General features: G+C 68.3%; 30 protein-coding genes and 2 tRNA genes. 14 read left to right on the top strand and 18 right to left on the bottom strand.

Going from position 1 to position 24,834, the window contains the following annotated elements; genetic code table 11:
• The first annotated feature begins 31 nt into the window (after window positions 1-31).
• Entirely contained in the window at window positions 32-1,033 is a 1,002-nt protein-coding gene (locus tag K8P63_RS13085; protein WP_223796469.1) for an MBL fold metallo-hydrolase, read from the top strand.
• Between the two features lie 15 nt (window positions 1,034-1,048).
• Here K8P63_RS13085 and poxB read toward each other — a convergent pair whose 3' ends face one another.
• Entirely contained in the window at window positions 1,049-2,776 is a 1,728-nt protein-coding gene (gene poxB, locus K8P63_RS13090) for a ubiquinone-dependent pyruvate dehydrogenase (RefSeq protein WP_223796470.1), read from the bottom strand.
• Between the two features lie 215 nt (window positions 2,777-2,991).
• Between poxB and K8P63_RS13095 the strand changes: the two genes are divergently transcribed.
• Window positions 2,992-3,888: an alpha/beta fold hydrolase gene (locus K8P63_RS13095; protein ID WP_223796471.1), complete on the top strand. Its 897-nt coding sequence runs from the start codon at window positions 2,992-2,994 to the stop codon at window positions 3,886-3,888.
• 10 nt (window positions 3,889-3,898) lie between these two features.
• Here K8P63_RS13095 and K8P63_RS13100 read toward each other — a convergent pair.
• Both K8P63_RS13100 and K8P63_RS13105 read right to left on the bottom strand, forming a co-directional pair.
• Window positions 3,899-3,974, bottom strand: a tRNA-Ala gene (locus K8P63_RS13100).
• A gap of 128 nt (window positions 3,975-4,102) precedes the next feature.
• The gene (locus K8P63_RS13105; RefSeq protein ID WP_223796472.1) at window positions 4,103-4,417 is read right to left on the bottom strand and encodes a TIGR02300 family protein; all 315 of its coding nucleotides are present in this window, start codon (window positions 4,415-4,417) and stop codon (window positions 4,103-4,105) included.
• 112 nt (window positions 4,418-4,529) lie between these two features.
• Here K8P63_RS13105 and aroA point away from each other — a divergent pair, with 112 nt between their 5' ends.
• The 9 genes from aroA to K8P63_RS13150 all read left to right on the top strand — a co-directional run bounded on the left by aroA (window position 4,530) and on the right by K8P63_RS13150 (window position 11,914).
• Complete coding sequence (aroA, locus tag K8P63_RS13110; RefSeq protein WP_223796473.1) at window positions 4,530-5,864, top strand: 3-phosphoshikimate 1-carboxyvinyltransferase; 1,335 nt, start codon at window positions 4,530-4,532, stop codon at window positions 5,862-5,864.
• A gap of 44 nt (window positions 5,865-5,908) precedes the next feature.
• Window positions 5,909-6,112 carry a CBU_0592 family membrane protein gene (locus tag K8P63_RS13115; RefSeq protein ID WP_398288901.1) on the top strand — a complete coding sequence of 68 codons (204 nt, stop codon included), beginning with the start codon at window positions 5,909-5,911 and terminating at the stop codon, window positions 6,110-6,112.
• Complete coding sequence (gene cmk / locus K8P63_RS13120; RefSeq protein WP_223796475.1) at window positions 6,109-6,753, top strand: (d)CMP kinase; 645 nt, start codon at window positions 6,109-6,111, stop codon at window positions 6,751-6,753. The genes K8P63_RS13115 and cmk overlap by 4 nt, the downstream gene beginning before the upstream one ends.
• Entirely contained in the window at window positions 6,750-7,343 is a 594-nt protein-coding gene (locus K8P63_RS13125) for a peptidylprolyl isomerase (RefSeq protein ID WP_223796476.1), read from the top strand. Before cmk ends, K8P63_RS13125 begins: the two co-directional genes overlap by 4 nt.
• A 462-nt stretch (window positions 7,344-7,805) precedes the next feature.
• On the top strand, window positions 7,806-9,530 hold the full coding sequence (gene rpsA, locus K8P63_RS13130; RefSeq protein ID WP_223796477.1) for a 30S ribosomal protein S1: 1,725 nt from the start codon (window positions 7,806-7,808) through the stop codon (window positions 9,528-9,530).
• A gap of 171 nt (window positions 9,531-9,701) precedes the next feature.
• The gene (locus K8P63_RS13135) at window positions 9,702-9,980 is read left to right on the top strand and encodes an integration host factor subunit beta (RefSeq protein ID WP_223796478.1); all 279 of its coding nucleotides are present in this window, start codon (window positions 9,702-9,704) and stop codon (window positions 9,978-9,980) included.
• 89 nt (window positions 9,981-10,069) lie between these two features.
• Window positions 10,070-10,153, top strand: a tRNA-Leu gene (locus K8P63_RS13140).
• A gap of 48 nt (window positions 10,154-10,201) precedes the next feature.
• Window positions 10,202-11,455: an ABC transporter substrate-binding protein gene (locus K8P63_RS13145; RefSeq protein WP_223796479.1), complete on the top strand. Its 1,254-nt coding sequence runs from the start codon at window positions 10,202-10,204 to the stop codon at window positions 11,453-11,455.
• A 36-nt stretch (window positions 11,456-11,491) separates the two neighbouring features.
• The gene (locus tag K8P63_RS13150) at window positions 11,492-11,914 is read left to right on the top strand and encodes a DUF4112 domain-containing protein (protein ID WP_223796480.1); all 423 of its coding nucleotides are present in this window, start codon (window positions 11,492-11,494) and stop codon (window positions 11,912-11,914) included.
• Between the two features lie 2 nt (window positions 11,915-11,916).
• On the opposite strand, the gene K8P63_RS13155 is transcribed toward K8P63_RS13150, so the two are convergent.
• Genes K8P63_RS13155 through nadA form a run of 4 tightly spaced genes read right to left on the bottom strand, consistent with a single transcriptional unit; the run spans window position 11,917 to window position 14,902 of the window.
• Entirely contained in the window at window positions 11,917-12,615 is a 699-nt protein-coding gene (locus K8P63_RS13155; RefSeq protein WP_223796481.1) for a ribonuclease T2 family protein, read from the bottom strand.
• The gene (locus K8P63_RS13160) at window positions 12,612-13,016 is read right to left on the bottom strand and encodes a hypothetical protein (protein WP_223796482.1); all 405 of its coding nucleotides are present in this window, start codon (window positions 13,014-13,016) and stop codon (window positions 12,612-12,614) included. Before K8P63_RS13160 ends, K8P63_RS13155 begins: the two co-directional genes overlap by 4 nt.
• A gap of 4 nt (window positions 13,017-13,020) precedes the next feature.
• A complete protein-coding gene (nadC, locus tag K8P63_RS13165; RefSeq protein ID WP_223796483.1) occupies window positions 13,021-13,857 on the bottom strand; it encodes a carboxylating nicotinate-nucleotide diphosphorylase in 837 nt (278 codons plus the stop codon).
• Window positions 13,858-13,900: 43 nt separating this feature from the next.
• Window positions 13,901-14,902, bottom strand: coding sequence for a quinolinate synthase NadA (gene nadA, locus K8P63_RS13170; RefSeq protein ID WP_223796484.1), 1,002 nt, complete (start codon window positions 14,900-14,902; stop codon window positions 13,901-13,903).
• A gap of 133 nt (window positions 14,903-15,035) precedes the next feature.
• Between nadA and K8P63_RS13175 the strand changes: the two genes are divergently transcribed.
• Complete coding sequence (locus K8P63_RS13175) at window positions 15,036-15,308, top strand: hypothetical protein (RefSeq protein ID WP_223796485.1); 273 nt, start codon at window positions 15,036-15,038, stop codon at window positions 15,306-15,308.
• Here the strand turns inward: K8P63_RS13175 and K8P63_RS13180 are convergent.
• The 4 genes from K8P63_RS13180 to K8P63_RS13195 form a co-directional block, all read right to left on the bottom strand.
• Window positions 15,287-16,087: a metallophosphoesterase family protein gene (locus K8P63_RS13180; protein WP_223796486.1), complete on the bottom strand. Its 801-nt coding sequence runs from the start codon at window positions 16,085-16,087 to the stop codon at window positions 15,287-15,289. The genes K8P63_RS13175 and K8P63_RS13180 overlap by 22 nt on opposite strands.
• Window positions 16,047-16,778 (bottom strand): hypothetical protein, encoded by a 732-nt coding sequence (locus tag K8P63_RS13185; RefSeq protein ID WP_223796487.1) that lies wholly within the window; start codon window positions 16,776-16,778, stop codon window positions 16,047-16,049. Before K8P63_RS13185 ends, K8P63_RS13180 begins: the two co-directional genes overlap by 41 nt.
• A 103-nt stretch (window positions 16,779-16,881) precedes the next feature.
• Window positions 16,882-17,502 (bottom strand): DUF4230 domain-containing protein, encoded by a 621-nt coding sequence (locus tag K8P63_RS13190; RefSeq protein WP_223796488.1) that lies wholly within the window; start codon window positions 17,500-17,502, stop codon window positions 16,882-16,884.
• A complete protein-coding gene (locus K8P63_RS13195) occupies window positions 17,499-18,353 on the bottom strand; it encodes an MBL fold metallo-hydrolase (protein WP_398287597.1) in 855 nt (284 codons plus the stop codon). Before K8P63_RS13195 ends, K8P63_RS13190 begins: the two co-directional genes overlap by 4 nt.
• Window positions 18,354-18,436: 83 nt before the next feature.
• Between K8P63_RS13195 and K8P63_RS13200 the strand changes: the two genes are divergently transcribed.
• Complete coding sequence (locus K8P63_RS13200; RefSeq protein WP_223796490.1) at window positions 18,437-19,021, top strand: hypothetical protein; 585 nt, start codon at window positions 18,437-18,439, stop codon at window positions 19,019-19,021.
• Window positions 19,022-19,039: 18 nt separating this feature from the next.
• On the opposite strand, the gene grxD is transcribed toward K8P63_RS13200, so the two are convergent.
• From grxD to K8P63_RS13235, 7 genes are all read right to left on the bottom strand, one after another.
• The gene (gene grxD / locus K8P63_RS13205) at window positions 19,040-19,375 is read right to left on the bottom strand and encodes a Grx4 family monothiol glutaredoxin (protein ID WP_223796491.1); all 336 of its coding nucleotides are present in this window, start codon (window positions 19,373-19,375) and stop codon (window positions 19,040-19,042) included.
• Between the two features lie 5 nt (window positions 19,376-19,380).
• Window positions 19,381-19,617: a BolA/IbaG family iron-sulfur metabolism protein gene (locus K8P63_RS13210; RefSeq protein ID WP_223796492.1), complete on the bottom strand. Its 237-nt coding sequence runs from the start codon at window positions 19,615-19,617 to the stop codon at window positions 19,381-19,383.
• A gap of 3 nt (window positions 19,618-19,620) precedes the next feature.
• Window positions 19,621-19,938, bottom strand: coding sequence for a DUF1476 domain-containing protein (locus tag K8P63_RS13215; RefSeq protein WP_223799822.1), 318 nt, complete (start codon window positions 19,936-19,938; stop codon window positions 19,621-19,623).
• Window positions 19,939-20,139: 201 nt separating this feature from the next.
• Window positions 20,140-20,721, bottom strand: coding sequence for a 3-isopropylmalate dehydratase small subunit (gene leuD, locus K8P63_RS13220; RefSeq protein WP_223796493.1), 582 nt, complete (start codon window positions 20,719-20,721; stop codon window positions 20,140-20,142).
• On the bottom strand, window positions 20,718-22,151 hold the full coding sequence (gene leuC, locus K8P63_RS13225; protein ID WP_223796494.1) for a 3-isopropylmalate dehydratase large subunit: 1,434 nt from the start codon (window positions 22,149-22,151) through the stop codon (window positions 20,718-20,720). The genes leuD and leuC overlap by 4 nt, the downstream gene beginning before the upstream one ends.
• Window positions 22,152-22,192: 41 nt before the next feature.
• Window positions 22,193-22,963 carry a sulfotransferase family protein gene (locus K8P63_RS13230; protein ID WP_223796495.1) on the bottom strand — a complete coding sequence of 257 codons (771 nt, stop codon included), beginning with the start codon at window positions 22,961-22,963 and terminating at the stop codon, window positions 22,193-22,195.
• Entirely contained in the window at window positions 22,960-24,186 is a 1,227-nt protein-coding gene (locus K8P63_RS13235; RefSeq protein WP_223796496.1) for a serine hydrolase domain-containing protein, read from the bottom strand. Before K8P63_RS13235 ends, K8P63_RS13230 begins: the two co-directional genes overlap by 4 nt.
• Window positions 24,187-24,416: 230 nt before the next feature.
• Here K8P63_RS13235 and K8P63_RS13240 point away from each other — a divergent pair, with 230 nt between their 5' ends.
• On the top strand, window positions 24,417-24,788 hold the full coding sequence (locus K8P63_RS13240; protein WP_223796497.1) for a PRC-barrel domain-containing protein: 372 nt from the start codon (window positions 24,417-24,419) through the stop codon (window positions 24,786-24,788).
• The last annotated feature ends 46 nt before the right edge of the window (window positions 24,789-24,834 follow it).

Below are 24,834 nucleotides of genomic sequence, written 5' to 3' on the forward strand. Positions count from 1 at the left end.
AGGGGGCGACTCTGCCGCTATCGTGATGGAGATGGCCGAGAATCCCTATTATGCCGGTCCGGTCAGCGATCATTTCGATGGGCTCCGTTTCTTCAACCCCGGCGAGGCGGAAACCGATCGCTCGCTCGGCCAGGTGGTGCGCTGGAAGCTGGCTGGCGCGGCCGAGCGCTGGCCGCACGCGATGCCGGTCACGACGGCCAAGCCCGATGCGCGGGTGGCGGGGCTGCGGGTCACGATGGTCGGCCACGCCACCGTGCTGATCCAGGCGGCGGGGCTCAACATCCTCACCGATCCGCTCTGGTCGCGCCGCGCCAGCCCGCTCTCCTTCGCCGGCCCCGGCCGGGTGACGCCGCCGGGCATCGACTTCGCGGACCTGCCGCCGATCGACGCGGTGCTCGTCAGCCACAACCATTACGACCATATGGACGTGCCGACGCTGCGGCGGCTGCATGCGGCGCACGACCCGTTGATGGTCGTGCCGCTCGGCAACGACGCGATCCTCCGCAAGCATCTGCCTACCGCGCGGATGGCGACCGGCGACTGGCACGACCGGATCAAGCTCGGCCACGGCGCGTCCACCGCGCTGACCCGCGCCAATCACTGGTCGGCGCGCGGGATCGGCGATCGCCGCATGGCGCTGTGGGCCGGTTTCTGGATCGACACGCCGGCCGGCAGCATCTGGTTCGCGGGCGACACCGGCTATGGCGACGGCGCGATCTTCCGCGACATGCGCGCCCGCTATGGCGCCCCCGACGTCGCACTGATCCCGATCGGCGCCTACGAACCGCGCTGGTTCATGGCCGCCCAGCATGTCGATCCCGATGAGGCGGTGCGCATCATGCAGGATCTCGGCGCGGTCCACGCGCTCGGCATCCACTGGGGCACGTTCCGGCTCACCGACGAAAGCCGCGACGCGCCGCTCGTCGCACTCGACGCGGCGCTGGCGCGTGCCGGCATCGCACCCCACCGCTTCGTCGCGGCGCAGCCCGGCGGATGCTACGCCTTCGACGGCGCGGGACCGGCGCGCCGATAGCGGCGCGCGGTTCGGTCAGCGCCAGACGTTGGTCTGCGCCAGCTCGACGATCTCGTCGCCGCGATGGCTCATGATCGCCTTGGCGAGATAGATGCCGAAGCCCTTCGCCTGCTCCAGCGTGGTCTTGGGCGGCATCGCCAGTTCCATGCGATTGGTGACCACGTCGACCAAAGCCGGCCCGTCATGCGCCAGCGCCGCCGCCAGCGCATCCTTCAGGTCGGCCGGATCCTCGACGCGGATCGCGAACACGCCCGCGGCCTTCGCCATCTCGGCGAAATTGGGGTTCCTGAGCTCGGTGCCCGCATCGAGGAAGCCGCCGGCCTTCATCTCCAGCTCGACGAAGCCCAAAGTGCCGTTGTTGAGCACGACAACCTTCACCGGCAGATTCTCCTGCGTCAGCGTCAGGAAATCGCCCATCATCATCGCGAAGCCGCCGTCGCCCGAGAAGGAGATGACCTGCCGGCCCGGAAAGGTCGCCTGCGCGCCGATCGCCTGCGGCATGGCATTCGCCATCGATCCGTGGGTGAACGAACCGATCAGCCGCCGGCGGCCGTTCATGCGCAGGTAGCGTGCCGCCCACACCACCGGCGTCCCGACATCGACGGTGAAGATCGCATCGTCGGCGGCGACCTCGTCCAGCACGCGCGCGAGATATTGCGGGTGGATCGGCTTGCGCCCCGGCCGGCCGACCGCGAGTTCGTCCAGTTCCTCGCGCGCGCGCCGGTAATGCACCAGCGCCTGATCGAGATAGGAGCGGCTCGCCGCCGCCTCGAGCCGCGGCAGCAACGCCGCGACGGTCGTCTTCACGTCCCCGACGATACCGAGGTCGAGCTTGGTCCTGCGCCCGAGATTCTCCGGCCGGATGTCGACCTGCACCACGCGCGCATCGGTCGGATAGAATTGGCGGTAGGGAAAGTCGGTGCCGAGCATCAGCAATGTCTGGCAGTTCATCATCGCATGATAGCCCGACGAGAATCCGATCAGCCCGGTCATGCCCACGTCGAACGGATTATCATATTCGACATGCTCCTTGCCGCGCATGGCATGGATGACCGGCGCCTTGAGGCGATCGGCGAGCGCAACCACCTCGTCATGCGCCCCCGCGCAGCCTGCTCCGCACAGGATCGCCACCCGCTCGGCGCCGTTCAGCATCCCGGCAAGCGCGTCCAGCTCCGGCTCCGCCGGGCAGACGACCGGCGCGACCGGCTTGAGCCAGCGCGTCGGCGCGAGCGGCGGCGCCTCCTCCAGCGCGACGTCGCCGGGGATCACGACCACGGCGACGCCGCGTTGCCCGATCGCCGCGCGGATCGCGATGTCGAGCGTCCGGCCGACCTGCGACACGGTCGCCACCGGCCCGACATAATGGCTGCACTCGGCGAACAGCTTGCCGGGATCGGTTTCCTGGAAATAGCCGCTGCCGAGTTCGGCGGTCGGGATGTGCGCCGCGATCGCCAGCACCGGCACGCGGCTGCGGTGGCAATCGTACAGCCCGTTGATGAGGTGGAGGTTGCCCGGCCCGCAACTGCCCGCGCAGACTGCGAGATCGCCGGTCAGATGCGCCTCTGCGCCCGCGGCGAAGGCGGCGGCCTCTTCATGGCGGACATGCACCCACTCGATCTGCCCCTTGCGGCGCAAGGCATCGGTCAGCCCGTTGAGCGAATCCCCCACCAGCCCGAAGATGCGGCGCACGCCGACGGCGTAGAGAGTGTCAGCGATCTGATCGGCTACCGACTGCTTGGCCATCATCCATCCTTCAATTTCGCCGTCCCAACGTGCGGACCGCGATATCGCCCCGGTCGCGTTTTGGCACGCGCTGCGGTGATGATTTCGCTCGGCGTCTTTTCGGTTTCATCGAACAGTTTGATGAGTTTTATCCGCCTGATCCTGAACGGCCCGGCTGGCTAGACCGGCTCTGCGAGCAACGCTCCGCTTGCCGCCGCCCAGCAAGGAGTTCGACCATGCCCTTCATCACCACCGCCGACGGCACCGAAATCTTCTACAAGGATTGGGGCGCGCGCGATGCGCAAGCCATCATGTTCCACCACGGCTGGCCGCTGAGCTCGGACGATTGGGACGCGCAGATGATGTTCTTCGCGCAGAAGGGCTTCCGCGTGATCGCCCACGACCGCCGCGGCCATGGCCGCTCGACCCAGTCCGCGACCGGGCACGACATGGACACCTATGTCGCCGACGTGGTCGCGCTCACCGACGCGCTCGACCTCAAGGGCGCCATCCACGTCGGCCACTCGACCGGCGGCGGCGAAGTCGCGCGCTACGTCGCCCGCGCCAAGCCCGGCCGGGTGGCCAAGGCGGTGCTGGTCAGCGCGGTCGCGCCGATCATGGTCAAGACCGAGAGCAACCCCGATGGCGTGCCGATGGAGGTGTTCGACATGGTCCGCGAGCAGACGGCGACCAACCGCTCGCAATTCTTCTACGATTTCACCCTGCCCTTCTTCGGCTACAATCGCGAAGGCGCCGAGGTGAAGGAGGCGATCCGCCTCAACTGGTGGCGCCAGGGCATGATGGGCGGCGCGCTCGCCCACTATCTCGGCATCGCCGCCTTCGCCCAGACCGACTTCACCGACGACCTGAAGGCGATCGCCGTCCCGACTTTGGTGATGCACGGCGAGGACGATCAGGTCGTTCCCTTCCCGACCACCGGCAGGATGTCGGCCGCGATCGTCGCGGGCGCGACGCTCAAATCCTATCCCGGCTATCCGCACGGCATGCCGGTCACGCACGCCGACGTCATCAACGCCGATCTGCTGGCATTCATCAGCAATGATGTGACGGCGACGCGGCCGGCTGGAACGCCGGCCGCGTCAACGTCCTGCGTTTCGCAACAGGATCAATGATTTAGGAAAGTGGTGGAGCCGAGGGGGATCGAACCCCTGACCTTCGCAATGCCATTGCGACGCTCTCCCAGCTGAGCTACGGCCCCGCGCTTTTTGGACCCTTCGGGATCCGGCAGCGTAAGCGCCGGCCTGGGGGGCCGGCGACGTGGAAGCGCGCCTTAGTGTAGTGGCGCGCGCCATGCAAGCGGGTGACGAAACATCGTCACCCGTGCGATCAATGCTCTTCGTCTTTCTCGCCGGTGTCGACGCCGATATCGTCGTCACCGCCCAGATCGACGTCATCATCTGCGCTGGGCTCCTCGTCCTCGTCGACGTCCAGATCCTCGGCGAGGTCGCTGTCCTGCGTCTCCTTCACCTTGGCCGGCTTGGGCGCGTCGAACGGCAGCGGCTGCTTGGACTTCAGCACCACCTCCGGCTCCCACACCGTCCCGCACTCGACGCACGAGACGGGATTGTCCTTACCGAGGTCGTAAAAGCGCGTGCCGCACTTGGGGCAGGTGCGCTTGGTGCCCCATTCCGGTTTCACCACGATGTTCTAGCTCCGATCAGAAAACGGCCGGGCGACGGCACGCATGCTGCGGCCGGCCCCTTGTGGCGGCGCGCCTTGCCACGCGCGGACGCCGCTGGCAAGGACCGCCGTCATGCACGAAATGGCGCCGCTTCCCGCCCTGTTCAAGGCCACAGGGCCGCTTACCGGGCGCGTTCGCGTGCCGGGAGACAAGTCGATCTCGCATCGCGCGCTGATGTTCTCGGCGCTCGCCGTCGGCAGCAGCCGCATCGTCGGGCTGCTAGAGGGCGAGGACGTCCACGCCACCGCCGCCGCACTGCGCGCGATGGGCGCGCGGATCGCACGCGATGCCGATGGCGTGTGGACGGTCGACGGAGTCGGCGTCGGCGGGCTCCTCCAGCCCGAGGTCGCGCTGGAGATGGGCAATTCGGGCACCTCGACGCGGCTGCTGATGGGTCTGCTCGCCAGCCACGGGCTGACCGCCACCTTCACCGGCGACGCTTCCCTGTCGAAGCGGCCGATGAACCGCGTGATCGAGCCGCTGGCGCGGATGGGCGCCGAATTCACCCCCAGCCCGGGCGGGCGGCTGCCGCTGACGATGCGCGGGCTCAGCCCGGCGGTGCCGATCGAATATCGCCTGCCGGTCGCCTCGGCGCAGGTGAAATCCGCGGTGCTGCTCGCCGGGCTCAATACGCCGGGAATCACCCGCGTGATCGAGCCGGTGCCGACCCGCGATCACAGCGAGCGGATGCTGCAGGGCTTCGGCGCCGAACTGACGGTCGAGCAGGATGCCGACGGCGCGCGCATCATCTCGATCCGCGGGGAGGCCGAGCTCAAGCCGCAGGCGATCGAGGTGCCGGGCGACCCCTCCTCCGCCGGTTTCCCGGTCGTCGCGGGGTTGATCGTGCCGGGATCGGACATCGTGGTCGAGAATGTCGGCCTCAATCCCACGCGTGCCGGCCTGTACGAAGTGCTGCGCGCGATGGGCGCCGATCTCACCCTTCAAAACGAGCGGACGGTCGGCGGCGAGCCGGTCGCCGACATCCGCGTGCGCCATTCGCGCCTGACCGGGATCGAGGTGCCCCCCGACATCGCGCCGCGTATGATCGACGAATTCCCGATCCTGTTCGTGGCGGCCTCGATGGCGAAGGGCCGCACCGTCGCGCGCGGGCTGGAGGAGTTGCGCGTCAAGGAAAGCGACCGGCTCGCACTGATGGCGCACGGCCTCGCGCGGCTCGGCGTGTCGGTCGAGGAGACTGCGGACAGCCTCACGATCGAGGGTCGCGATGGCGCGCCGCTTGGCGGCAACGAGGTGACGGCGATCGCCGCCGAGCTCGATCACCGCATCGCGATGAGCTTCGCCATCGCCGGCCTCGTTTCGAGCGCGGGCATCGCGATCGACGATATAAGCCCGGTCGCCACCAGCTGCCCCGGCTTTGCCGACATGCTGGCGAGCCTTGCCGCGTGAGCGTGCTGGTGGCGAATATCGTCGGCCTGGTCGGCAGCGCGCTGATGGTGGTCGCCTATGCCTATAGCAATCTCGCGCTCCAGCTGAATTTCCTGCTGTTCAACGCGCTCAACCTGGTCGGGTCGCTGCTGCTGATCGCCTCGCTGACGGTCAGCTTCAACCTCGCGTCGATGTCGCTGGAGATCGTGTGGGCGGCGATCGCGCTCGCCGGGCTGGTCAAGGCGCTGACGGGGCGGAAGGCGGCATGATCGTTGCCGTCGATGGCCCGGCCGCCTCGGGCAAGGGCACGATCGCGCGGGCGCTGGCGGCGCGCTACATGCTGCCGCACCTCGACACGGGACTGCTCTATCGCGCGGTCGGCCTGAGCGTGCTGCGCGCGGGCGGCGATCCGGCGGACGCCGCGCAGGCATTGGCGGCGTGCGACTTCAGCGATGCCGCGCTGCACGACCCCCAACTGAAATCGGAGGCGGCAGGCAAGACCGCGTCGATGGTGTCGGCGCATCCCGAGGTGCGCGCGGCGCTGCTCCAGCGGCAGCGCGACTTTGCCGCCCGGCGCGGCGGCGCGGTGCTCGACGGCCGCGATATCGGCACGGTGATCGCGCCCGACGCCGACGCCAAATTGTTTGTGACCGCGAGCGCCGAGGTGCGCGCGCAACGTCGCTTCGACGAGCTGACCCGGATGGGCCTCGCGGTTCATTACGATGCGGTGCTGGGCGACATCCGCTCGCGCGACGCGCGCGACTCGGGCCGCTCGGCGGCGCCTCTGCGCATGGCGGACGATGCGGTGCTGCTCGATACGACCGCGTTGGACGTGGAGGCGGCGATCGCCGCCGCCTGCCGACTCGTGGAGCGCGCCGTCCACAAGGCTGCCAACGACGGCGACGCATGAACCGGGCCGCCGTCGCGCTCCTGCTCGCGCTCGCGCCGGTGGCCGCGCCGGCCGCGCCGCCGCGTGCCGATCCGGCGCCGAAGGTCGCGCTGGTGACGAGTGCGGGGACGATCGTGGTGGCGCTGGAACCGCAGCGCGCGCCGATCACCACCGCCAACTTCCTGCGCTATGTCGATGCCCACAAGCTGGACGGGACCACCTTCTACCGCGCCGCGCGCGCCAAGAGCGATCCGAAACGCGGGCTGATCCAGGGCGGGATCGATCATAATATCCGCAACAGCTTCTTCCCGATCGCGCACGAGCCGACCAGCAAGACCGGGCTGCACCACGAAGACGGCACGATATCGATGGCGCGCAACGACGTGGGCACCGCGATGGGGGACTTCTTCATCTGCGTCGGGCCGGCGCGAACCCTCGATGCCGCGCCGGGCTATCCCGGCTACGCCGCATTCGGCCATGTCGCGCGCGGGATGGACGTCGCCCGCCGCATTCTTGCCGAGCCGACCTATCCCGGCGGCCTGTCGATCGAGACGTTCGGCCAGACGATCAAGCGGCGCGTGACGATCATCTCCGCACGCCGTACCAACTGATCGGACGCGTCGATCACGGATAATCGGCATCCGCGTTGGACCCAATGCTATTGCGAAGCTATCTCAGCAGGCAGGAGGATTGAACATGACCCACCGCCCGCGCAACGTGAAGACCTCGGATCGCGCCAAGCTTTTGGTGATGAGCGTCGCCTTGTGGTCGGCGGTCGGCCTCGGCGCCTGCGCCACTGCGTTGATGGCCTGATAAGGGCTCGCCGCGCCTTGCCGGGCGGGGTGGGCGATGCTATAAGCAAGTGTCTGCGGGCCAAGGCCTGCGGAGGAAGGCGCGGAGCGGGCGACGGGGTCGCACGTCTCACGCGCCCTTTTCGCATTACGCGCTAAGCCTCCTCCGCATCGTTTTGGCTCGCCGATGTTCGACGGGCATTCGGCCCGCCGGGCGGTTCGGCTGAAGACCTCCGGAGACAACCGGACGGCCGGAAACATATCGAAGGATCCTCCCTGTTTATGGCCACTGCGGCATTTCCCACGCGCGACGATTTCGCGGCACTCCTCAACGATACGCTCGGCGGCGAGAGCCAGGGCTTCGAAGGACGGGTCGTCAAGGGCACCGTCACCGGCATCGAGAATGACCTGGTCGTGATCGACGTCGGGCTGAAGTCCGAAGGCCGCGTGCCGCTCCGCGAATTCGCCCCCGCCCCCGGCCAGAAGGCCGACCTGAAGGTTGGCGACGAGGTCGAGGTCTATGTCGATCGCGTCGAGAACAGCATGGGCGAGGCGATGCTGTCGCGCGACCGCGCCCGTCGCGAGGCCGCCTGGGACAAGCTGGAGCACGAGTTCGCCGCCGGCAACCGCGTGGACGGCGTGATCTTCGGCCGCGTCAAGGGTGGCTTCACCGTCGACCTGAACGGCGCCGTGGCGTTCCTGCCGGGCAGCCAGGTCGACATCCGCCCCGTGCGCGACGTCACCCCGCTGATGGACATCCCGCAGCCCTTCCAGGTGCTGAAGATGGATCGCCGCCGCGGCAACATCGTCGTCTCGCGCCGCGCAGTGTTGGAAGAGACCCGCGCCGAGCAGCGCACCGGCCTCATCCAGAGCCTCGCCGAGGGTCAGATCGTCGACGGCGTGGTCAAGAACATCACCGATTACGGTGCGTTCGTCGATCTCGGCGGCATCGACGGCCTGCTGCATGTCACCGACATCAGCTACAAGCGCGTCAACCATCCGTCGGAAGTCATCAACATCGGTGACACCGTCAAGGTGCAGATCATCCGCATCAACCGCGACACCCAGCGCATCAGCCTCGGCATGAAGCAGCTCGAGAGCGATCCGTGGGAGGGGGCGCAGGCCAAGTATCCGATCGGCGGCAAGTTCTCGGGCCGCGTCACCAACATCACCGAATATGGTGCGTTCGTCGAGCTGGAGCCGGGCATCGAAGGCCTCGTCCACGTCTCCGAGATGAGCTGGACCAAGAAGAACGTCCACCCGGGCAAGATCGTCTCCACCTCCCAGGAGGTCGAGGTGCTCATCCTCGAGGTCGACGAGGACAAGCGCCGCATCAGCCTCGGCCTCAAGCAGGCGCAGGCCAATCCGTGGGAGCGCTTCTCCGAGGCGCATCCGGTCGGTTCGATGGTCGAGGGCGAAGTCAAGAACGCGACCGAGTTCGGCCTGTTCATCGGCCTCGACGGCGACATCGACGGCATGGTCCACATGTCCGATATCGCGTGGGGCGTGACCGGCGAGGAAGCGCTGGCGCTGCACCACAAGGGCGAGACCGTCCAGGCGCAGGTGCTCGATATCGATCCCGAGAAGGAGCGTATCAGCCTCGGCATCAAGCAGCTCGAGCGTGGCGGCGTTGCAGCCGGCGGCGCAGCAGCTGGCGGTGCGGCGACCGGCGGCGTCGGGCGTGGCGCGATCGTCACCGTTACGGTCCTCGGCTCGAACGACGGCGGCCTTGACGTTCAGGTCGGCGACGACGGCGCGACCGGCTTCATCAAGCGTGGTGATCTCGGCCGCGACCGCGACGAGCAGCGCACCGAGCGCTTCCAGGTCGGCCAGAAGCTCGACGCGATGGTGATCGGCTTCGATCGCTCGAAGAAGCCGACCTTCTCGGTCAAGGCGATGCAGCTTGCCGAGGAAAAGCAGGCAGTTGCGCAATATGGCTCGTCCGACTCGGGCGCGTCGCTGGGCGACATTCTCGGCGCGGCGCTGAAGGCACGCGACGAGGGCTGATCGCACGATCAGCTTCGGAAAAAGCGGGGGCGGGTCGCAAGACCTGCCCCCTTTTTCGTTTGAGGTCCGGACCGATTGATCCGGCCATCGTTTACGATTAAGGTCTGGCATCGCGCGGGGCTTGCGGGGGCAGACCAGGGCGCTTTTTACACGCACTTTAAGAGGTGTAGCGTGATTCGCTCTGAACTGATTACGCTGGTCCAAAGCGACCAGCCCGATCTTGCGCCGCGTGAAGTGGAGCAGATCGTCGCCATGGTCTTCGATTGCATCTCCGAACGGTTGGCGAGCGGCGGCCGCGTCGAGCTGCGCGGCTTCGGGACGTTCTCCACGCGCGCGCGGGATGGCCGTACCGGCCGCAATCCGCGCACCGGCGCGGCGGTCGACGTCGATGCCAAGCGGGTGCCCTATTTCAAGCCGGGCAAGGAAATGCGCCACCGCCTCAACGTCTGAGGCACCGGGCAGCCCGACGCCGAAACACGTCGCAATCGTGCGATGACACTGGCGCCCCGGAACGATCCGGCGCTAGACGCACATCGCATGCGGACGTGGCGAAACCGGTAGACGCAGACGACTTAAAATCGTTTTCCTATGGAGTGCGGGTTCGAGTCCCGCCGTCCGCACCATGCCGCCCCTTGATCCCGGGGCCATCGGCTCCGATGAGAGGCGCCGTGTTGCCCCGTGCCCTTCTTTCCTTGGCGATGCTGGCGGCGCTGGCAGGCGGTTGCCGCCCCGCGGCGACTGGCCCGATCGTGGCCAGCCTGATCACGACGCCCGAGCCGCGCCCGCTCCACGCCGCGATCACCGGACCGCTGCGAGCCGCGACCGATCAGGGACTGGTCCGGCTCGATCGCGACGGACAGATCGTCGCGGGCGTCGCCTTGCGTTGGGCGATCGTCGACAATGGCCGCGATTATATTTTTCGCATCGATCCGAGCGGCGCATCGGCCGAGACGATCGCGCGCCGCCTGCGCACGGCGCTCCACCGCGCGCCCGACCCGCTGAAAGCGGTGCTGGCCCCGATCGATAGCGTCGCTGCGGTGACCGCCACCGTGGTCGAGATTCGGCTGTCGATGCCGCAGCCCGATCTGTTGGTCCTGCTCGCACGGCCGGAATTCGGGCTGGAGATGGGCGGCCCGCTGCGCATCGGCGGCCGGGATGCCGATGCGGTGCTGCTGCGCCCCACCGGCGGCGACGAACCGCTTGCATCGCCGGTGCTGTTGCGGGTGGAGCGGGTCGGCCGCGCCGTCGCGCGCTTCGCCGCCGGGCATGCCCGGTTCGTGAGCGGCGGCACCTTCGCCGATCTGCCGGTCGCGCGCGCGGCGGCCTGGCCGCGCGGCGCGCTGGTGTTCGACTTCGCCACCGGCCTGTTCGGGCTCGTGCCCCGCCCCGGCAGCGCCGTCGCGACCGACGGCGCGTTGCGGCGCGCGCTTTCGCTCGCGATCGACCGCGATCGCATCGTCGCCGCGATCGACGCGCCGCGCCTCGTCAAGGCGACCACGCTCGCCGGATCGATCATCGAGCCATCCTTGCCCGAGCGGATCGGGATGGCGCAGGGCCTCCTTGCCGGCCACGCTCCCATCCCCGCCCTGCGCATAGCGATGCCCGCGGGGCCGGGCGCGCGGCTGATGTTCGCACTGCTTGCACGGGATTGGGCACGGATCGGCGTGGCAGCGGTTGTCGTCGATGCCAAGGCCGACGCCGACTTCGCGCTGATCGACATGGTCGCACCGACCGGCAGCCTCGCCGCGATCGCCTGCGCGGCGGCCGCCGGCTGCGATCCCGCCGACCGGCTCGCTCTGCTCGACCCGCCTTATATCCCGATCGCCACGCCGGTGCGGTGGTCGCTGGTCGATCGCTCGCTCGACGGCTTCGCCGAGAATGCGCTGGCGGCGCACCCGCTCGACCAGCTCCGCCGCGCCGACTGATACGGAACATCGCGCGGTCTCGTGCGATCATGGCACATGGCGACGAACCCTTCCCGCTTCGACACGCTGGCTGATCGCTTGCCCGGTTTCGGCCGCGACGCATTGTCGGTGCGCCGCCGGGTGGAGACGATGGAGCATCTGCTCGAGCGGATGTTCATCATTCCCGGTATCAACCGCCCGGTCGGGCTGGATGTGATGCTGGATGCGATCCCGATCGCGGGCGACCTGATCGGCGCCGCCCTCGGCGCGTGGATGGTGTGGGAAGCGCGCAACCTCGGCATGTCGAAATGGCAGATGACGCGGATGCTCGGCAATGTCGGCTTCGACGCCTTGCTCGGCGCGATCCCGTGGATCGGCGCGGTGCCCGATTTCTTCTTCCGCTCGAACACGCGCAACCTGAAGATCATCCTGCGCCACCTCGACCGCCACTTCCCGAAGACGGTAACGATCGAGCGCTGACCTCAGAGGCGCGGCGCCAGGATGTGCAAAGGTGCATCCTCGCGCACCGACACGGCGCAGCGACGCGGCTTGAAGCGCGTGTCGAGGCAGATCCACACCTCCTGCAGCCAACCGCTCGCGTTGGTGCGCGGCTGGACGGCGTCGGCCCCGATAGCCGGGTTGGCCAGCGCGAACGCCGCGACGAACTGCCCGACCGTCAGATCGTCGCGCCGGGCGAGCGAGGTCATGTCGGGCGAGGCGACATGCTCGAACAGGCGGTTGGACAAAGCGAAGAAGCGATCGGGCGTATAGCCGGACATGCAGGTGCCGTGCTTCGCCCATTCATGCTGCATCAGTTGGGCTGACGGCGTGGCGCAATAATGCGCACGAAGCGTTGCGGCGGGTAGCGCCGCGGCCGGCGCGCACCATTGCGGCCACGTGCCGTGGTCGCCGTCGGGCCAGAGGCCGTGGAGGGTGAAGCGATCCTCGCCGACGCCGTGGCAGGCGAACGATTCCGCGCCGGGCACCGCCGTGCGGCAATGCTCGGGCGTCCAGATCAAGGCGAGCGTGTAATTCGTGATCGGCACCGTCCGCGCCGGCTGGCGTTGGCTCGCCCCTTCGATCGTCGGTACGTCCAGTGTCGACGGCATCGGGCAGGCCGGGGCAGCCAGTGCCGCCGCCGGCATCGTCAGCGCCAGGAATGCGAGCAGCGATCGGATCATCCTCGGGCACCTTTCAGCCATGCGACGCTGTCGCGCGTGAATAGTCGCGTCACCGCGAACACCTTGATCGCCTCCGCCACCGCCGCCGCGATCAGCGTGACGCGATGCGCATCGGGCGGGGTCAGCAGCTTCCAGACGAAGCCTGCCGCGCCGGCCACGACGAGGATCATCATGATCCACTTGGCGGCGCTGCTCCGCAGCCGCGCGACCGCATACCACAGGATCAGGCCGACCACCGGCGAGGCGATGCACGCGAGGAACAACAGCAGCGGATTGGGCGCGAAGCCATGGGCGTGGAGCGTCGCGACCATCGCGTTCCACGCCGCGAGATTGTTCGCCAGATCGATCGCCAGCGCCAGCCAGAGGCTGAGCTCGAACAATCGGATCGACCGCGGCCGCATCGCGTCAGCCGAGCGCCAGATCGAGGCCGATATCGGCAGCGGGCGCCGACTGGGTGAGCCGGCCGACCGAAATGTAGGTCACGCCCGTCTCGGCAATGGCGCGGATCGTGTCGAGGCGCACGCCGCCCGACGCCTCGGTCGGCACCCGTCCGGCGACCTCGGCCACTGCCGCGCGCAAAGCCGTCGGGTCCATATTGTCGAGCAGCAGCCAGGTCGCGCCTGCCGCCAGTGCCGGAGCAATCTGGTCGCGCCGGTCGACCTCGACGATGATGCGCGCGATGCCGGCGTCGACCGCACGCGCCACCGCTTCGCCGACATCGCCGGCAACGGCGACGTGGTTGTCCTTGATCATCGCCGCATCCCACAGGCCCATGCGGTGATTGGTGCCGCCGCCCATCCGCACGGCATACTTCTCGAGCAGGCGCAGACCGGGGATGGTCTTGCGCGTGTCGAGCAGCGTCGCGCCGGTGCCGGCAATGGCATCGACATAGGCCGCCGTCAGCGTGGCGATGCCCGACAGATGCTGGACGGTGTTGAGCGCCGACCGCTCGGCGGTCAGCAACGCACGCGCGCGGCCCCGCACGCGCAACAGCGCCGTGCCGGCGGCGACACGGGCGCCGTCCTCCACCAGCCGCTCGAGCACGACCTCCGGATCGAGCGCGCGGAAGAAGGCTTCGGCGATCAGCAGACCGGCGACGGCGATCGCGTCGCGGCTTGCCATAACGCCGTCGAACATCGCCTCGGCCGGGATCACGGCGGCGGCGGTGATGTCGCCCCCCTCCCCCAGATCCTCGGCCAGCGTGGCGCGCACGAAGGCGTCGAGATCGAAGCCCGCGATCATGCCGCGCGTGCGTCAAAGTTGAGGACGTCGAGGAGAGTGCGCGTCATGCGCCGGCCAGCGTCGGCCGGCCGACGTCGCCGCGCCCGACCAAACCCGACGCCATCTCCAGCATGCGATCGAGCGGGCGCTTGGCGGCGAGGCGCAGTTCCTCGTCCAGCTCGATCCGCGGCGTCATGTCGCGCAACGCCAGGTAGAGCTTCTCGACCGAGTTCAGCGCCATGTATGGGCACATGTTGCAATTGCAGTTCCCGTCCGCGCCGGGCGCACCGATGAAATGCTTGTGCGGCGCGGCCTTCTCCATCTGGTGGATGATGTGCGGCTCGGTCGCGACGATGATCGTCTCGGCGGGGCTCGCCAGCGCGAAATCGAGGATGGCGCGAGTCGAGCCGATCTGGTCGGCATGGTCGAGGATGTAGGCCGGGCATTCGGGATGCGCGGCGACCGGGGCATCGGGATATTGCGCCTTCAGCTTGAGCAGCTCGGTCTCGCTGAACGCCTCGTGGACGATGCACGCGCCCGGCCACAGCAGCATGTCGCGCCCGGTCTTGCGGTTGAACCACGCGCCGAGATTCTTGTCGGGCGCGAAGATGATCTTCTGGTCCATCGGCAACTGCGCGAGGATCGCCTCCGCCGAAGACGACGTCACGATGATGTCCGAATGCGCCTTCACCGCCGCCGAGCAGTTGATGTAGGTGATTGCGATATGATCGGGATGCGCCGCACGGAAACGGGCGAACTGCTCGGGCGGGCAGCTGTCTTCGAGGCTGCAGCCGGCGGCCATGTCGGGCAGGATCACCGTCTTTTCGGGCGACAGGATTTTGGCGACCTCGGCCATGAAGCGCACGCCGCAGAATGCGATCACGTCGGCATCGGTGTTCGCCGCCTTGCGCGACAGGTCGAGGCTGTCGCCGACAAAGTCCGCCAGATCCTGGATTGCGGGCTCTTGATAATAATGCGCCAGGATGACCGCGTTGCGCTCGCGGCGCAGCCGGTCGATCTCGACATGGAGGTCGAGCCCGGCGAGGCTGGTGGTCGGTGCGTTCACGTCCGTCTCCTCGATGCGCGCGCGAGATAGGGAGCCCGATGCGATTTGTCGAAGGAAGAGATGCGCCACCCGGTTCGCATTCATTGCAGGATCAGCATGAAAGCGGCATCGGGACAGGCGACAGGAGCCCCGGATGAACCAATATGTCCTCGTTATCCTGATTGCGGGCGCGTGCTGCGCGCTGGTCGGCGTTGGGGCGATCATTCGCCATCACCACCGCGAGCGGGCGCGGCTGACGCGCTACACCCTGCGCGGCCAGGGCGAGCCGCAGTCGATCGTGTGCCCGAAATGCGCGCGGCGCAGCTATAGCGAAAGCGCGATCCGCGACCGCTATTGCCCGGCGTGCAAGACCCACCACGACGCGCCGGCGCGGGCCGGCTCGGTTCAGTCGGGTACGCCTGCCTGAAGAAAGGCGATGGCATTGTCCTCGATCCGGACGGCGGTGAGCACGTCGGTTTCGTAGGCGCCGGTGTCGATGCCGATCCGGACGGGCGAGACCTGCGGATCGGCCGAACGCCAGCTATGGCCGTGGACGATTGTCTTTTCGTGCCGCGCGGTGCTGCCAAGGAACGGCTCGCGCATCCATAGCAGGTCCTGCGGCCGCTGATCGAGCAACGGCACGCCGGGGCGGATGCCGGCGTGGACGAAGGCATAATCGCCGATCGTCAGAATCAGCTCCAGTCCGCGCAGGAACTGGAGATGCGCGACCGGCAGCACGTCGAGCAGATCGTCGCGCGCGCGGATGAGGTCGCCCTCGCCATCCAGCGGCGCGGGCGGACGTACCCCGTAGGAGAGCAGGGTCTCGTCGCCACCGAAGCCCAGCCACGCGGCATTGCCCACCGGATTGTCGAGAAAGGCGAGGAACGCCTCCTCGTGATTGCCCTTCAGGCAATGCAGCTCGAACGCGCCGTGGCGCCCCAGCCAGATGAGGCCGGCGAGGACGCGCGATGAATCGGGGCCGCGATCGATATAGTCGCCGGCCAGCACCAGGATCGGCCGCCGGTCGCCCGCGCGTGCGGCGCAATCCGCGACGATCAGCGCGAGGAGCTGCCGCAACAGATCGTAGCGGCCATGAATGTCGCCGATGGCGTACAGCAATTGCCCGTCGGCCCGCTCCGGCCGGGCGAGCGGTACGGCGACGCCGTCAGTCGGGCTCGCCAGATCGCACCTCCTGCGCGACGCCATCGAGCTCGTCGGCCAACTGCCCATAGCCTTCGATCAGTCGGGCTGGCTCGTGCGACCATGTCCGGGTCATGCGGATCCAGGCGCGCCGATACCCCGCCAGATCGCGGTTGGAGACGCCGGCATCGGCAGCCGCCAGATAGGCGCTGCGCAGCCGCTCATGCGCGTCCAGTTCGGAACGGCGCAAGCAGGCACGATCGCAGGTAGGCACGAACCGCTCGTCGCGGGCCAGCGAACGGGTGTGACGCGGTGCCCAGTGCGTAGCCGACGCCGGGCGAACGACTGGCGCCGGCTCGGTCGTGCGGACCGGATCGGGCGTGACAATCTGCGCCGGCGCGGGTGTCGCCACCGGGCGGCTCGGCGGCGGTGCCGCATGTGCGACGGGGGTAGCGGCCGCGACCTGGGTCGGCCGAGCCGGCTGGGCATGCGATACGGGCTGGGTCACATAGGCCGCGCCGGCGAGCCCGACCGCTGCGGCGCCGGCCAGCGACAACAGGATGGTCCGCGCCCATGGTCGCCAGTGGCTGCGCCGCCGCAAGACGGTGTGCATCGCCGGACGGGTGGATCGCTTGGCCGGGGCAGCCACCATCGGGCCGATGATCGCCGACATCTCGGTCGCCACCGATCGGGTCAGTGCCGGCATGTCGACCGCGGTGTCGCTGATCGACGAAGCGGCAGACGTTGCCTCAAGCATGTGCGCACCCCAGAATAGTGCTGGTATCGCCCTGCGCGACCCCTGCACGAAACCTCACGATCCTCCCCGCAATGTAAAAGCACGAGCCGCGAAACGGTTGCACTCAACCTTCGCCGCGCGGCCGCGCGACCACCGTCGCGTCGATTCCCGCCGCGCGCAGCGGCATGGCGAAGCTCCGCTCGATCGCCCGCCGCGCCGCATCGGTCGCGAGGCGCATCAGCACCGGGTCGCGCGCCTGCCGCACCAGTTCGGCCTGACCGGCGACCTTGTTGGCGGTGTCGAGCTGCGCCGCGGCATCGGTCAGAGCCATCAGCACCCCGCCCTCGCCATAGGCCTGCGTGCGCAGCAGATCGATCTCGGGCGCGGAGACGCGTAGCGGCGGCAGCGCAACCGTCAGCGTGTGCGTGGCGGCATCCCACGCCAGATCGCTCTGGCGCATCGCGGCGAGGTCCAGCTCGTAGCGGACCATACCGGGCATGATCAGCGTCTTCTTGGCCGAGAAACCGAAGCGATGCTGCTCCGAGGTGACGACCGCGACGAAGCGCGCCGCGAACGGCGTCAGCACCGCCTGCTCGCGGACCGCGCGCAGGCTGGCGGTGGCGACCGTCACGGGATCGGGATTGAGCTCGCGGTGCAACCGCCAGCCCATCGCCGCGACGATGCCGGCGGCGACCGCCACGACCAGCACCAGCGCGCCAAGGAATTTCGCGACAGGCCGGATCATGCCGCCAGCGCCCAGCTCTCGCCATCGCGCACGACGGCGGCGCGGCCTTCCAACTCGATCAGATGCGCCAGCACCGACCGCCCCGCCCCACCGATCAGGCGCGGATCGAGGCCCGGATACATGCGCGCGACCATCGACGGTATCGGCTGCGGCGCTTCGCCCAGCATGTCGAGGATCTGGCGCTCGCGCAGGCGGCGATGCCCGGCGAGGCGGCCGACCAACCGGCGCGGCTGCTCGATCGCCGGCCCATGCGCCGGATAATAGACGCGGTCGGTGCGCGTGAGCAGCTTGTCGAGGCTGGCCATATAGGCCGCCATGTCGCCATCGGGCGGCGAGACGACGGTGGTCGACCAGCCCATCACATGATCTCCGCTGAACAATGCGCCGGTCTCCTCCAGCGCGAAGCAGAGGTGGTTGGAGGTATGGCCGGGCGTCGCCACCGCGCGCAGCGTCCAGCCGGGGCCGCTCACCGTCTCGCCGTCCGCCAGCACGCGATCGGGCACATACTCCAGGTCGAATGCGGCATCGGCGCGCGGGCCGCCATCCTCCATCGCCAGCGGCGCGCAGCCGACGATCGGTGCGCCGGTCGCCGCCTTCAGCGGCCGCGACGCGGGGCTGTGATCGCGATGGGTGTGAGTGCACAGGATCGCGACGATCCGCTCGCCCGCGGTCTGATCGAGGATCGTCGCCAGATGCTCGGGCAGATCGGGGCCGGGATCGATCACCGCCACCTCGCCGCGCCCGACGACATAGGTCTGCGTGCCCGTATAGGTGAACGGCGAGGGATTGGGCGCGAGGATGCGCCGCACCAGCGGCTCCATGCTCTCATTGGCGGGGGGGCGCTCGTCCATGCGATCCATGTGGCCTCCCGAATGTCCGTTGTGAACCCCCCGCTATTTTGCGATGCAGCATGGACGCAGGCGGGAGAGCAGAATTGACGATCCGATCTCGCTCCATCGTCGCCACCCTGCTGTGCGGTGCACTGACGGCATGCGGCGGTACGCCGACGACGGTCGGCGGGATGGTCGCCGCCGGCTCGGGCGAGGCGTGCGGCGCGCCCGACGTGACCACGCGGCTCATTGCCGCCTACGCGCCCGACACGGCATCGCTGAAGGCGCGGCTGCACGACGGCGGGCACACATTGCGGGCGGACAATGTCGACACGCTGGCCGGCGGCATCACCTACCAGATCGACGAGGCCCATGTCGTGGCGGCCAAGCCCAAGCGGGTCGACTGCACCGCTATGTTCGCAATCGCCTCGCCCGCTTACGGCGTGACCGACCAGCCGAGCGCGCCGATCCGCTACCGCGTCGAAACCGCATCGGGCGAACCGGGCTTTCGCGTCACGCCGCTCGACCCGACCGGCCGCGCGACGGCGCAGGCCTTCTTCCAGCGGCTGGTGGGCAAGATGGACGACACGCTCGCCATCACCGACGACAAAGCGTCGGCGAACACGCTGGACGCGATCACCGCACCGGCGGTGAGCGAAGATGGGTTGGATCAGCAGGGCCGCCGCTGATCCGCCCCGGATCTCAGATCAGGCAGCGGCGACCTTGACGCCCTGATCCTGCATCAGCTGGGCCAGTTCGCCGCTCTCGTACATCTCCATCATGATGTCGGAGCCGCCGACGAATTCACCCTTCACATAGAGCTGGGGAATGGTCGGCCAGTCGGAATATTGCTTGATGCCCTGACGCACCGCCTGATCCTGCAGTACGTCGATGCTGGCATATTCGACGTTCAGATGGTCGAGGATCGCGATCGCACGGCTGGAAAAACCGCACTGCGGAAAAAGCGGCGAGCCCTTCATGAACAGCAACACGTCGCTGCCCTTCACGGCGGCATCGATACGGGCTTGAGCGTCTTCGGTCATGGCGATCATCCTTGAGGAATGGCGGTGGTGAGCTGGAGCGCGTGCAGCACGCCGCCCATGCGGCCGCCGAGCGCGTCATAGACGCGCCGTTGCTGGATCACGCGGCTCTGCCCGCGGAACGTCTCGGAGACGACGCGTGCGGCATAATGGTCGCCATCGCCGGCAAGATCGGTGATCTCGACCTCGGCATCGGGGATGGCGGTGCGGATCATCTCCGCAATATCGTCGGCGGCCATCGGCATCGGTTATTCGATCAACTGACGACGCGCCTCGACGGTCGCGTCGTGGAGCGCGGTGCGGATGCTCGCCTCGTTCGTGTCGACGTTGGCCGAGACGAGATCGCCGAGCAGCTTGCGTACGACATCTTCGTCGCCCGCTTCCTCGAAATCGGCCTGGACCACCGCCTTGGCGTAGGCGTCGGCCTCTTCGGGCGTCAGGCCCATCAGCTTCGCAGCCCACGCACCGACCAGCCGGTTGCGGCGGGCGGTGATGCGGAACGCCATCTCCTCGTCCCGCGCGAATTTGCGCTCGAAGGCGGCTTCGCGTTCGTCGAAGGCGGTCATTCCCATTCGGCTCCTTTGGTCTGGTGCGAAGATAGGGTTGGGGGCGTAACGGCGCAACCGCCCGACGGAATGGACGGCGGACGCTTGGCGGCTACCGCGTCACCCCGGACCCGTTCCGGGGTCCACCGGGAGGCACGAGCCGAACGCGGCGGACCAGACGCGCCGTGGACCCCGGAACGAGCCCGGGGTGACGGGACGCGCCTAAAGCCAGGGCCGCTCCGCCGCCATCCGCGTCTCGAAGCCGGCAATTTCATTCCCAAGCGCCAGCGTCAGGCCGATCTCGTCCTGGCCCTTCATCAGGCAGTCGCGGCGGAACGGGTCCATCTGGAATGCGAAGCGATCCTGGAACGGCGTCGTCACCGTCTGCGTCTCGAGATCGACCGTGATCGGGTCGGTCTTCGCCACGTCCAGCAGGCGATCGACCGCCTCCTGCGGCAGCACGATCGTGGCGATGCCGTTCTTGAAGGCGTTGCCCGAGAAGATGTCGGAGAAGGATGGCGCGATCACCGCCTTCACCCCCATGTCGATCAGCGCCCACGCGGCATGTTCGCGGCTGGAACCGCAGCCGAAATTGTCACCAGCGATCAGCACCGGCGCACCGGCATAGGCGGGATCGTCGAAGACGTTGCCGGGTTCGGCACGGATCGTCTCGAACGCGCCCCGGCCGAGGCCGGAGCGGCTGATCGTCTTCAGCCAGTGCGCCGGGATGATGACGTCCGTATCGACATTCTTGCGGCCGAGCGGATAGGCGCCGCCCTCGACGCGGGTCAGCGGCTCGCTCATGCCATCAACTCGCGCACGTCGGTGAGGCGGCCGGTGACGGCCGCCGCCGCCGCCATCGCCGGCGACAGCAAATGGGTGCGCGATCCCGGCCCCTGCCGCCCGACGAAGTTACGGTTCGAGGTGGATGCGCAGCGCTCGCCCGGCGGCACCTTGTCGGGGTTCATCGCGAGGCACATCGAGCAGCCGGGCTCGCGCCACTCGAAGCCCGCTTCGGTGAAGATGCGGTCGAGCCCCTCTTCCTCCGCCTGGCGCTTGACCAGTCCCGAGCCGGGCACGACCAGAGCCTGCCGGATGTTGCCCGCCACGTGACGCCCCTTGGCGACGGCGGCGGCGGCGCGCAGATCCTCGATCCGGCTGTTGGTGCACGAACCGATGAAGATGTTCTCGACGCCGACGTCCTGCAGCCGCGTGCCGGGTTCGAGGCCCATATAAGCGAGCGACTTGCGTGCCGCCTCCTGCTTGGCGGGATCGGCGAAGCTCATCGGATCGGGCACGGCATCGGTGATCGACACGACATCCTCGGGGCTCGTGCCCCAGGTAAGGCTCGGCGCGATATCGGCGGCGTCCAGCAGCACGACCTTGTCGTAGACCGCGCCGGGGTCGGTCGCGAGCGTGCGCCACCATGCGACCGCCTCGTCCCACGCCGCGCCGGTCGGCGCCATCGGGCGGCCCTTCAGATAAGCGAAGGTCGTCTCGTCGGGCGCGATCAGGCCGGAGCGCGCGCCATGCTCGATCGCCATGTTGGAAACGGTCAGCCGCCCCTCGACCGACATCGCGCGGATCACCGAGCCGGTATATTCGGCGACATACCCGGTGCCCCCCGCCGCGCCGACCTTGCCGACGATCGCGAGGATCACATCCTTGGGCGTAACGCCGAAGCCGAGCGTGCCCTCGACGCGGATCTCCATCGCCTTCGACTGCTTCAGCAGCAGGGTCTGCGTCGCGAGCACATGCTCGACCTCGCTCGTGCCGATGCCGAAAGCGAGCGCACCCATGCCGCCATGCGCCGCCGTATGGCTGTCGCCGCAGACGAGCGTGGTGCCGGGCAGCGAGAAGCCCTGCTCCGGCCCGACGACGTGGACGATGCCCTGCTCGGGCGCGATCTCGTCGAACATGCGGATGCCGAATTCGGGCGCGTTGCGGCGCAGCGCCGCCAGCTGGGTCGCGCTTTCGGCATCGAGGATCGGCAGGCGATGGCCCGCGGCATCGACCCGCGGCGTCGTCGGCAGATTATGATCGGGCACCGCAAGCGTAAGGTCGGGCCGGCGCACCGGCCGACCGGCGACGCGAAGCCCCTCGAACGCCTGCGGGCTCGTCACTTCGTGGACGAGGTGGCGGTCGATATAGATGAGGCAGGTGCCGTCATCGCGGCGCGAGACGACGTGGGCGTCCCAGATCTTCTGGTACAAGGTGCGAGGATTGGTCGACATGATGCCGGCCACATAGGACCGGCCGAGGCGATGCGCCAGCGTCAGCCGCGCGCGGCGCGGGCTCCCGCGATCAGCGCCACGTCGGCAGCATAGAGACGACGGACCCGTTCCGCCTGCGCGGGCGTCAGCGCATGATCCGGCCGCGCGAGCCGGTTCAGGTGGCCGACCGGCCCGATCGAACAGCCGGGCACCAGCCGCTCGATCTCCGCCAGCTCCGAGAAATCGAGCAGGCGGTCGACCGCGACCGCGCCGTGGCGATCGGTGACGTACCAGCTTTGCGGGCGGAAGACGTGGTCGACATCATAGACCGACCGGGCCGCCTCGACATGGTCGAGCGCGTCGTCGACCCCGCCGAACCGGCTGTAGATCCGGAAGAATCCCGGCGTGATCCGGTTGTCGGGATGGCCGCCCTGGCGCGCATAATGATAGGCCGAGGCGAAGCGCTCGACTGGATCGCGCAGGATCGCGAAGCTCGGCAGGCGCGCCAGATCGGGCGCCGCCCGACGGTAATAACGGATCGAGGCATGCTTGACCTGCATGCCGTAGAGCGCGTGGCTGACCGATTGCCCGGCATTCTTGGGGATGTGGATGAACAGCGCGCCCGCATGGCGCAGCGCTACCAGCCGCCGGCGCCGCTTGGCCCCGGCCGGCAGCGTGATGTTCAGATCGCACGCGCGTTCGTAAATGTCGCTGATCAACCGAAGCCCGAGCATGCGCGCGACGGCATAGCGCACGCGCTCGCCCGGCAGTCCGGCAAAGGCATCCGGCACCTCGGCCGCGAGGCGATCCACCGCGGCGGAGGGAGATGTCATGGCCGGCCGACCTCGACCCAATCATGGAAGGGCCGTCCGTAAAACTGGTCTAGCAGCTCGATGGGAAATCCGGTGGGCTTCACCGACGAGGAGTTCCACAGCATCGCCACGCCGAAGCGGCTGACCGGATCGAACATCATCTCCGATCGGGTGCCACGAACCGCACCGCGATGCCAGACCAAATGGTGCCCGGCATAATCGGCGGTGCGGAAAGCGAGGCCGTAGGCATTGTTGCTCAACGCCAGATCATAAGGCGGCAGGCCGTGGCGCGGCGTGAGTACGCGCGGCACGTGCAATTCCCACAACAGGCCCGGTGGCAGCAGATTGGGCGCGCCCCCCATCTGCGCGCGCATCCAGATGCCCAGATCGACGATCGAGCTGTTAACGCCGCCCGCCGATGCCACGCGATAATAAGCATCCTGCACCGGGATTTCGTGCCGGCCGAGATGCGGGCGCGCCCAGCTCGCGGCGTTGACCAGCCCCTCGCGCGTGGTGCTGGCGCTGGTCATGCCGAGCGGACCGAAGATCAGCTTGCGCGCCGCCTGATCGTAGGAAAGGCCGCTCGCTTTCTCCACCGCCTCGCGCGCCACGTCGAAGCCGACATTCTGATAGGCCCAGCAGGTGCCGGGCGGGCACATCGGAAAGAGGCCGCCATACATCGAGCGGATCGCGGCGGGATCCTCGTTCGCCTCGAGCCGGTCGTCATAGGCATTCTTCACCACCCCCAGCCGGTGCGACAGCGCATCGGCGAGCGTCGCGACGTTCTGATTGTCCTTGGGCAGCTTGAGCGAGGGCGACCATTTCGAGATCGGATCGTCCAGCTTCAGCCTGCCCTGTGCATCGAGCACCGCCTCCATCGTCGCGGCGACGCCCTTCGAGACCGAGGCCCAGCGCCACACCGTCTGCGGCGTGGCCTTCTCGCCCGATCCGGCGCGCGTCTCGCCATAGGTCTTGATGAAGGCGAGCTGGCCGTCCTCGATCACGGCGATGCCGAGGCCGACCATGTCCTTGCGCGCGGCGATGGCGCGCAGTCGCGCATCGACGCGTTCGTAATCGAGACGGTAGCGGCGCGGGCTGAGCGGTCCGGCGCCGAGATGGCGCTCGGCGCGCGCAGCGACGCGGATGCCCTGCCGCACCGGCGCATCGGCCACCCAGTGGCGCGCGATCATCCCGATCTCCGCCACCAGGATGATCAGCAGCACCACCGCCAGACCGCGGATCATCCGGGAATCACGCCAGAAAGGCTGGTTTGGGTCGGGTTTGGGCGGCATGCTCACGGTGCGATCGGCTTGTGATCGGGCCGTTCGCGAACGTCAACGGCAGGCCGCGCACGGTTCGCCGCGTGCCGGCTGCGACGAACCGAGCGGCGGGTCATACATCTGTAATGGCGCTGACCCTGATTACGGGCACGCAGGGTGGTGCGGGAACGACTCGAACGCACGGGAGACTCCAGATGTCCGACGACACGATCGCGCATGACGAGACGAACGAACTGATCGCCTCCAACAAAGTGGAAGGAACCACGGTCTACGACCGCGACGGCGAAAAGCTGGGCACGATCCACAACTTCATGGTCGACAAGCGCACCGGGCAGGTCGACTATGCCGTATTGTCGTTCGGTGGCCTGTTCGGCCTCGGCAGCGACTATTATCCCCTGCCGTGGGACATGCTGGACTATGACGAGGCCCTGGGCGGTTACGTCGTCGATCTCGACCAGGAGACGCTGGAACAGGCGCCGCGCTATGCCGCATCCGACGAGCCCAGCTACGATCGCGCCTATGGCGAGCGCGTCCACGGCTATTACGGGATCGAATATCCCGCCTGACGAATGTCCGGGGGCGGCCGGGCGCCGCTCCCGCTTCGCCGGTATC

The organism is Sphingomonas nostoxanthinifaciens (assembly GCF_019930585.1).
GTDB lineage: Bacteria > Pseudomonadota > Alphaproteobacteria > Sphingomonadales > Sphingomonadaceae > Sphingomonas_I > Sphingomonas_I nostoxanthinifaciens.

What these genes read in the sequence shown, in the direction of transcription:
- K8P63_RS13085 (WP_223796469.1), top strand. Translation starts at nt 32, where the DNA reads ATGGCCGAGAATCCCTATTATGCCGGTCCGGTCAGCGATCATTTCGAT.
- poxB (WP_223796470.1), bottom strand. Translation starts at nt 2,776, where the DNA reads ATGGCCAAGCAGTCGGTAGCCGATCAGATCGCTGACACTCTCTACGCC.
- K8P63_RS13095 (WP_223796471.1), top strand. Translation starts at nt 2,992, where the DNA reads ATGCCCTTCATCACCACCGCCGACGGCACCGAAATCTTCTACAAGGAT.
- aroA (WP_223796473.1), top strand. Translation starts at nt 4,530, where the DNA reads ATGCACGAAATGGCGCCGCTTCCCGCCCTGTTCAAGGCCACAGGGCCG.
- K8P63_RS13115 (WP_398288901.1), top strand. Translation starts at nt 5,909, where the DNA reads ATGGTGGTCGCCTATGCCTATAGCAATCTCGCGCTCCAGCTGAATTTC.
- cmk (WP_223796475.1), top strand. Translation starts at nt 6,109, where the DNA reads ATGATCGTTGCCGTCGATGGCCCGGCCGCCTCGGGCAAGGGCACGATC.
- K8P63_RS13125 (WP_223796476.1), top strand. Translation starts at nt 6,750, where the DNA reads ATGAACCGGGCCGCCGTCGCGCTCCTGCTCGCGCTCGCGCCGGTGGCC.
- rpsA (WP_223796477.1), top strand. Translation starts at nt 7,806, where the DNA reads ATGGCCACTGCGGCATTTCCCACGCGCGACGATTTCGCGGCACTCCTC.
- K8P63_RS13150 (WP_223796480.1), top strand. Translation starts at nt 11,492, where the DNA reads ATGGCGACGAACCCTTCCCGCTTCGACACGCTGGCTGATCGCTTGCCC.
- K8P63_RS13155 (WP_223796481.1), bottom strand. Translation starts at nt 12,615, where the DNA reads ATGATCCGATCGCTGCTCGCATTCCTGGCGCTGACGATGCCGGCGGCG.
- K8P63_RS13160 (WP_223796482.1), bottom strand. Translation starts at nt 13,016, where the DNA reads ATGCGGCCGCGGTCGATCCGATTGTTCGAGCTCAGCCTCTGGCTGGCG.
- nadC (WP_223796483.1), bottom strand. Translation starts at nt 13,857, where the DNA reads ATGATCGCGGGCTTCGATCTCGACGCCTTCGTGCGCGCCACGCTGGCC.
- K8P63_RS13175 (WP_223796485.1), top strand. Translation starts at nt 15,036, where the DNA reads ATGAACCAATATGTCCTCGTTATCCTGATTGCGGGCGCGTGCTGCGCG.
- K8P63_RS13180 (WP_223796486.1), bottom strand. Translation starts at nt 16,087, where the DNA reads ATGGCGTCGCGCAGGAGGTGCGATCTGGCGAGCCCGACTGACGGCGTC.
- K8P63_RS13185 (WP_223796487.1), bottom strand. Translation starts at nt 16,778, where the DNA reads ATGCTTGAGGCAACGTCTGCCGCTTCGTCGATCAGCGACACCGCGGTC.
- K8P63_RS13190 (WP_223796488.1), bottom strand. Translation starts at nt 17,502, where the DNA reads ATGATCCGGCCTGTCGCGAAATTCCTTGGCGCGCTGGTGCTGGTCGTG.
- K8P63_RS13195 (WP_398287597.1), bottom strand. Translation starts at nt 18,353, where the DNA reads ATGGACGAGCGCCCCCCCGCCAATGAGAGCATGGAGCCGCTGGTGCGG.
- grxD (WP_223796491.1), bottom strand. Translation starts at nt 19,375, where the DNA reads ATGACCGAAGACGCTCAAGCCCGTATCGATGCCGCCGTGAAGGGCAGC.
- K8P63_RS13210 (WP_223796492.1), bottom strand. Translation starts at nt 19,617, where the DNA reads ATGCCGATGGCCGCCGACGATATTGCGGAGATGATCCGCACCGCCATC.
- K8P63_RS13215 (WP_223799822.1), bottom strand. Translation starts at nt 19,938, where the DNA reads ATGACCGCCTTCGACGAACGCGAAGCCGCCTTCGAGCGCAAATTCGCG.
- leuD (WP_223796493.1), bottom strand. Translation starts at nt 20,721, where the DNA reads ATGAGCGAGCCGCTGACCCGCGTCGAGGGCGGCGCCTATCCGCTCGGC.
- leuC (WP_223796494.1), bottom strand. Translation starts at nt 22,151, where the DNA reads ATGTCGACCAATCCTCGCACCTTGTACCAGAAGATCTGGGACGCCCAC.
- K8P63_RS13230 (WP_223796495.1), bottom strand. Translation starts at nt 22,963, where the DNA reads ATGACATCTCCCTCCGCCGCGGTGGATCGCCTCGCGGCCGAGGTGCCG.
- K8P63_RS13235 (WP_223796496.1), bottom strand. Translation starts at nt 24,186, where the DNA reads ATGATCCGCGGTCTGGCGGTGGTGCTGCTGATCATCCTGGTGGCGGAG.
- K8P63_RS13240 (WP_223796497.1), top strand. Translation starts at nt 24,417, where the DNA reads ATGTCCGACGACACGATCGCGCATGACGAGACGAACGAACTGATCGCC.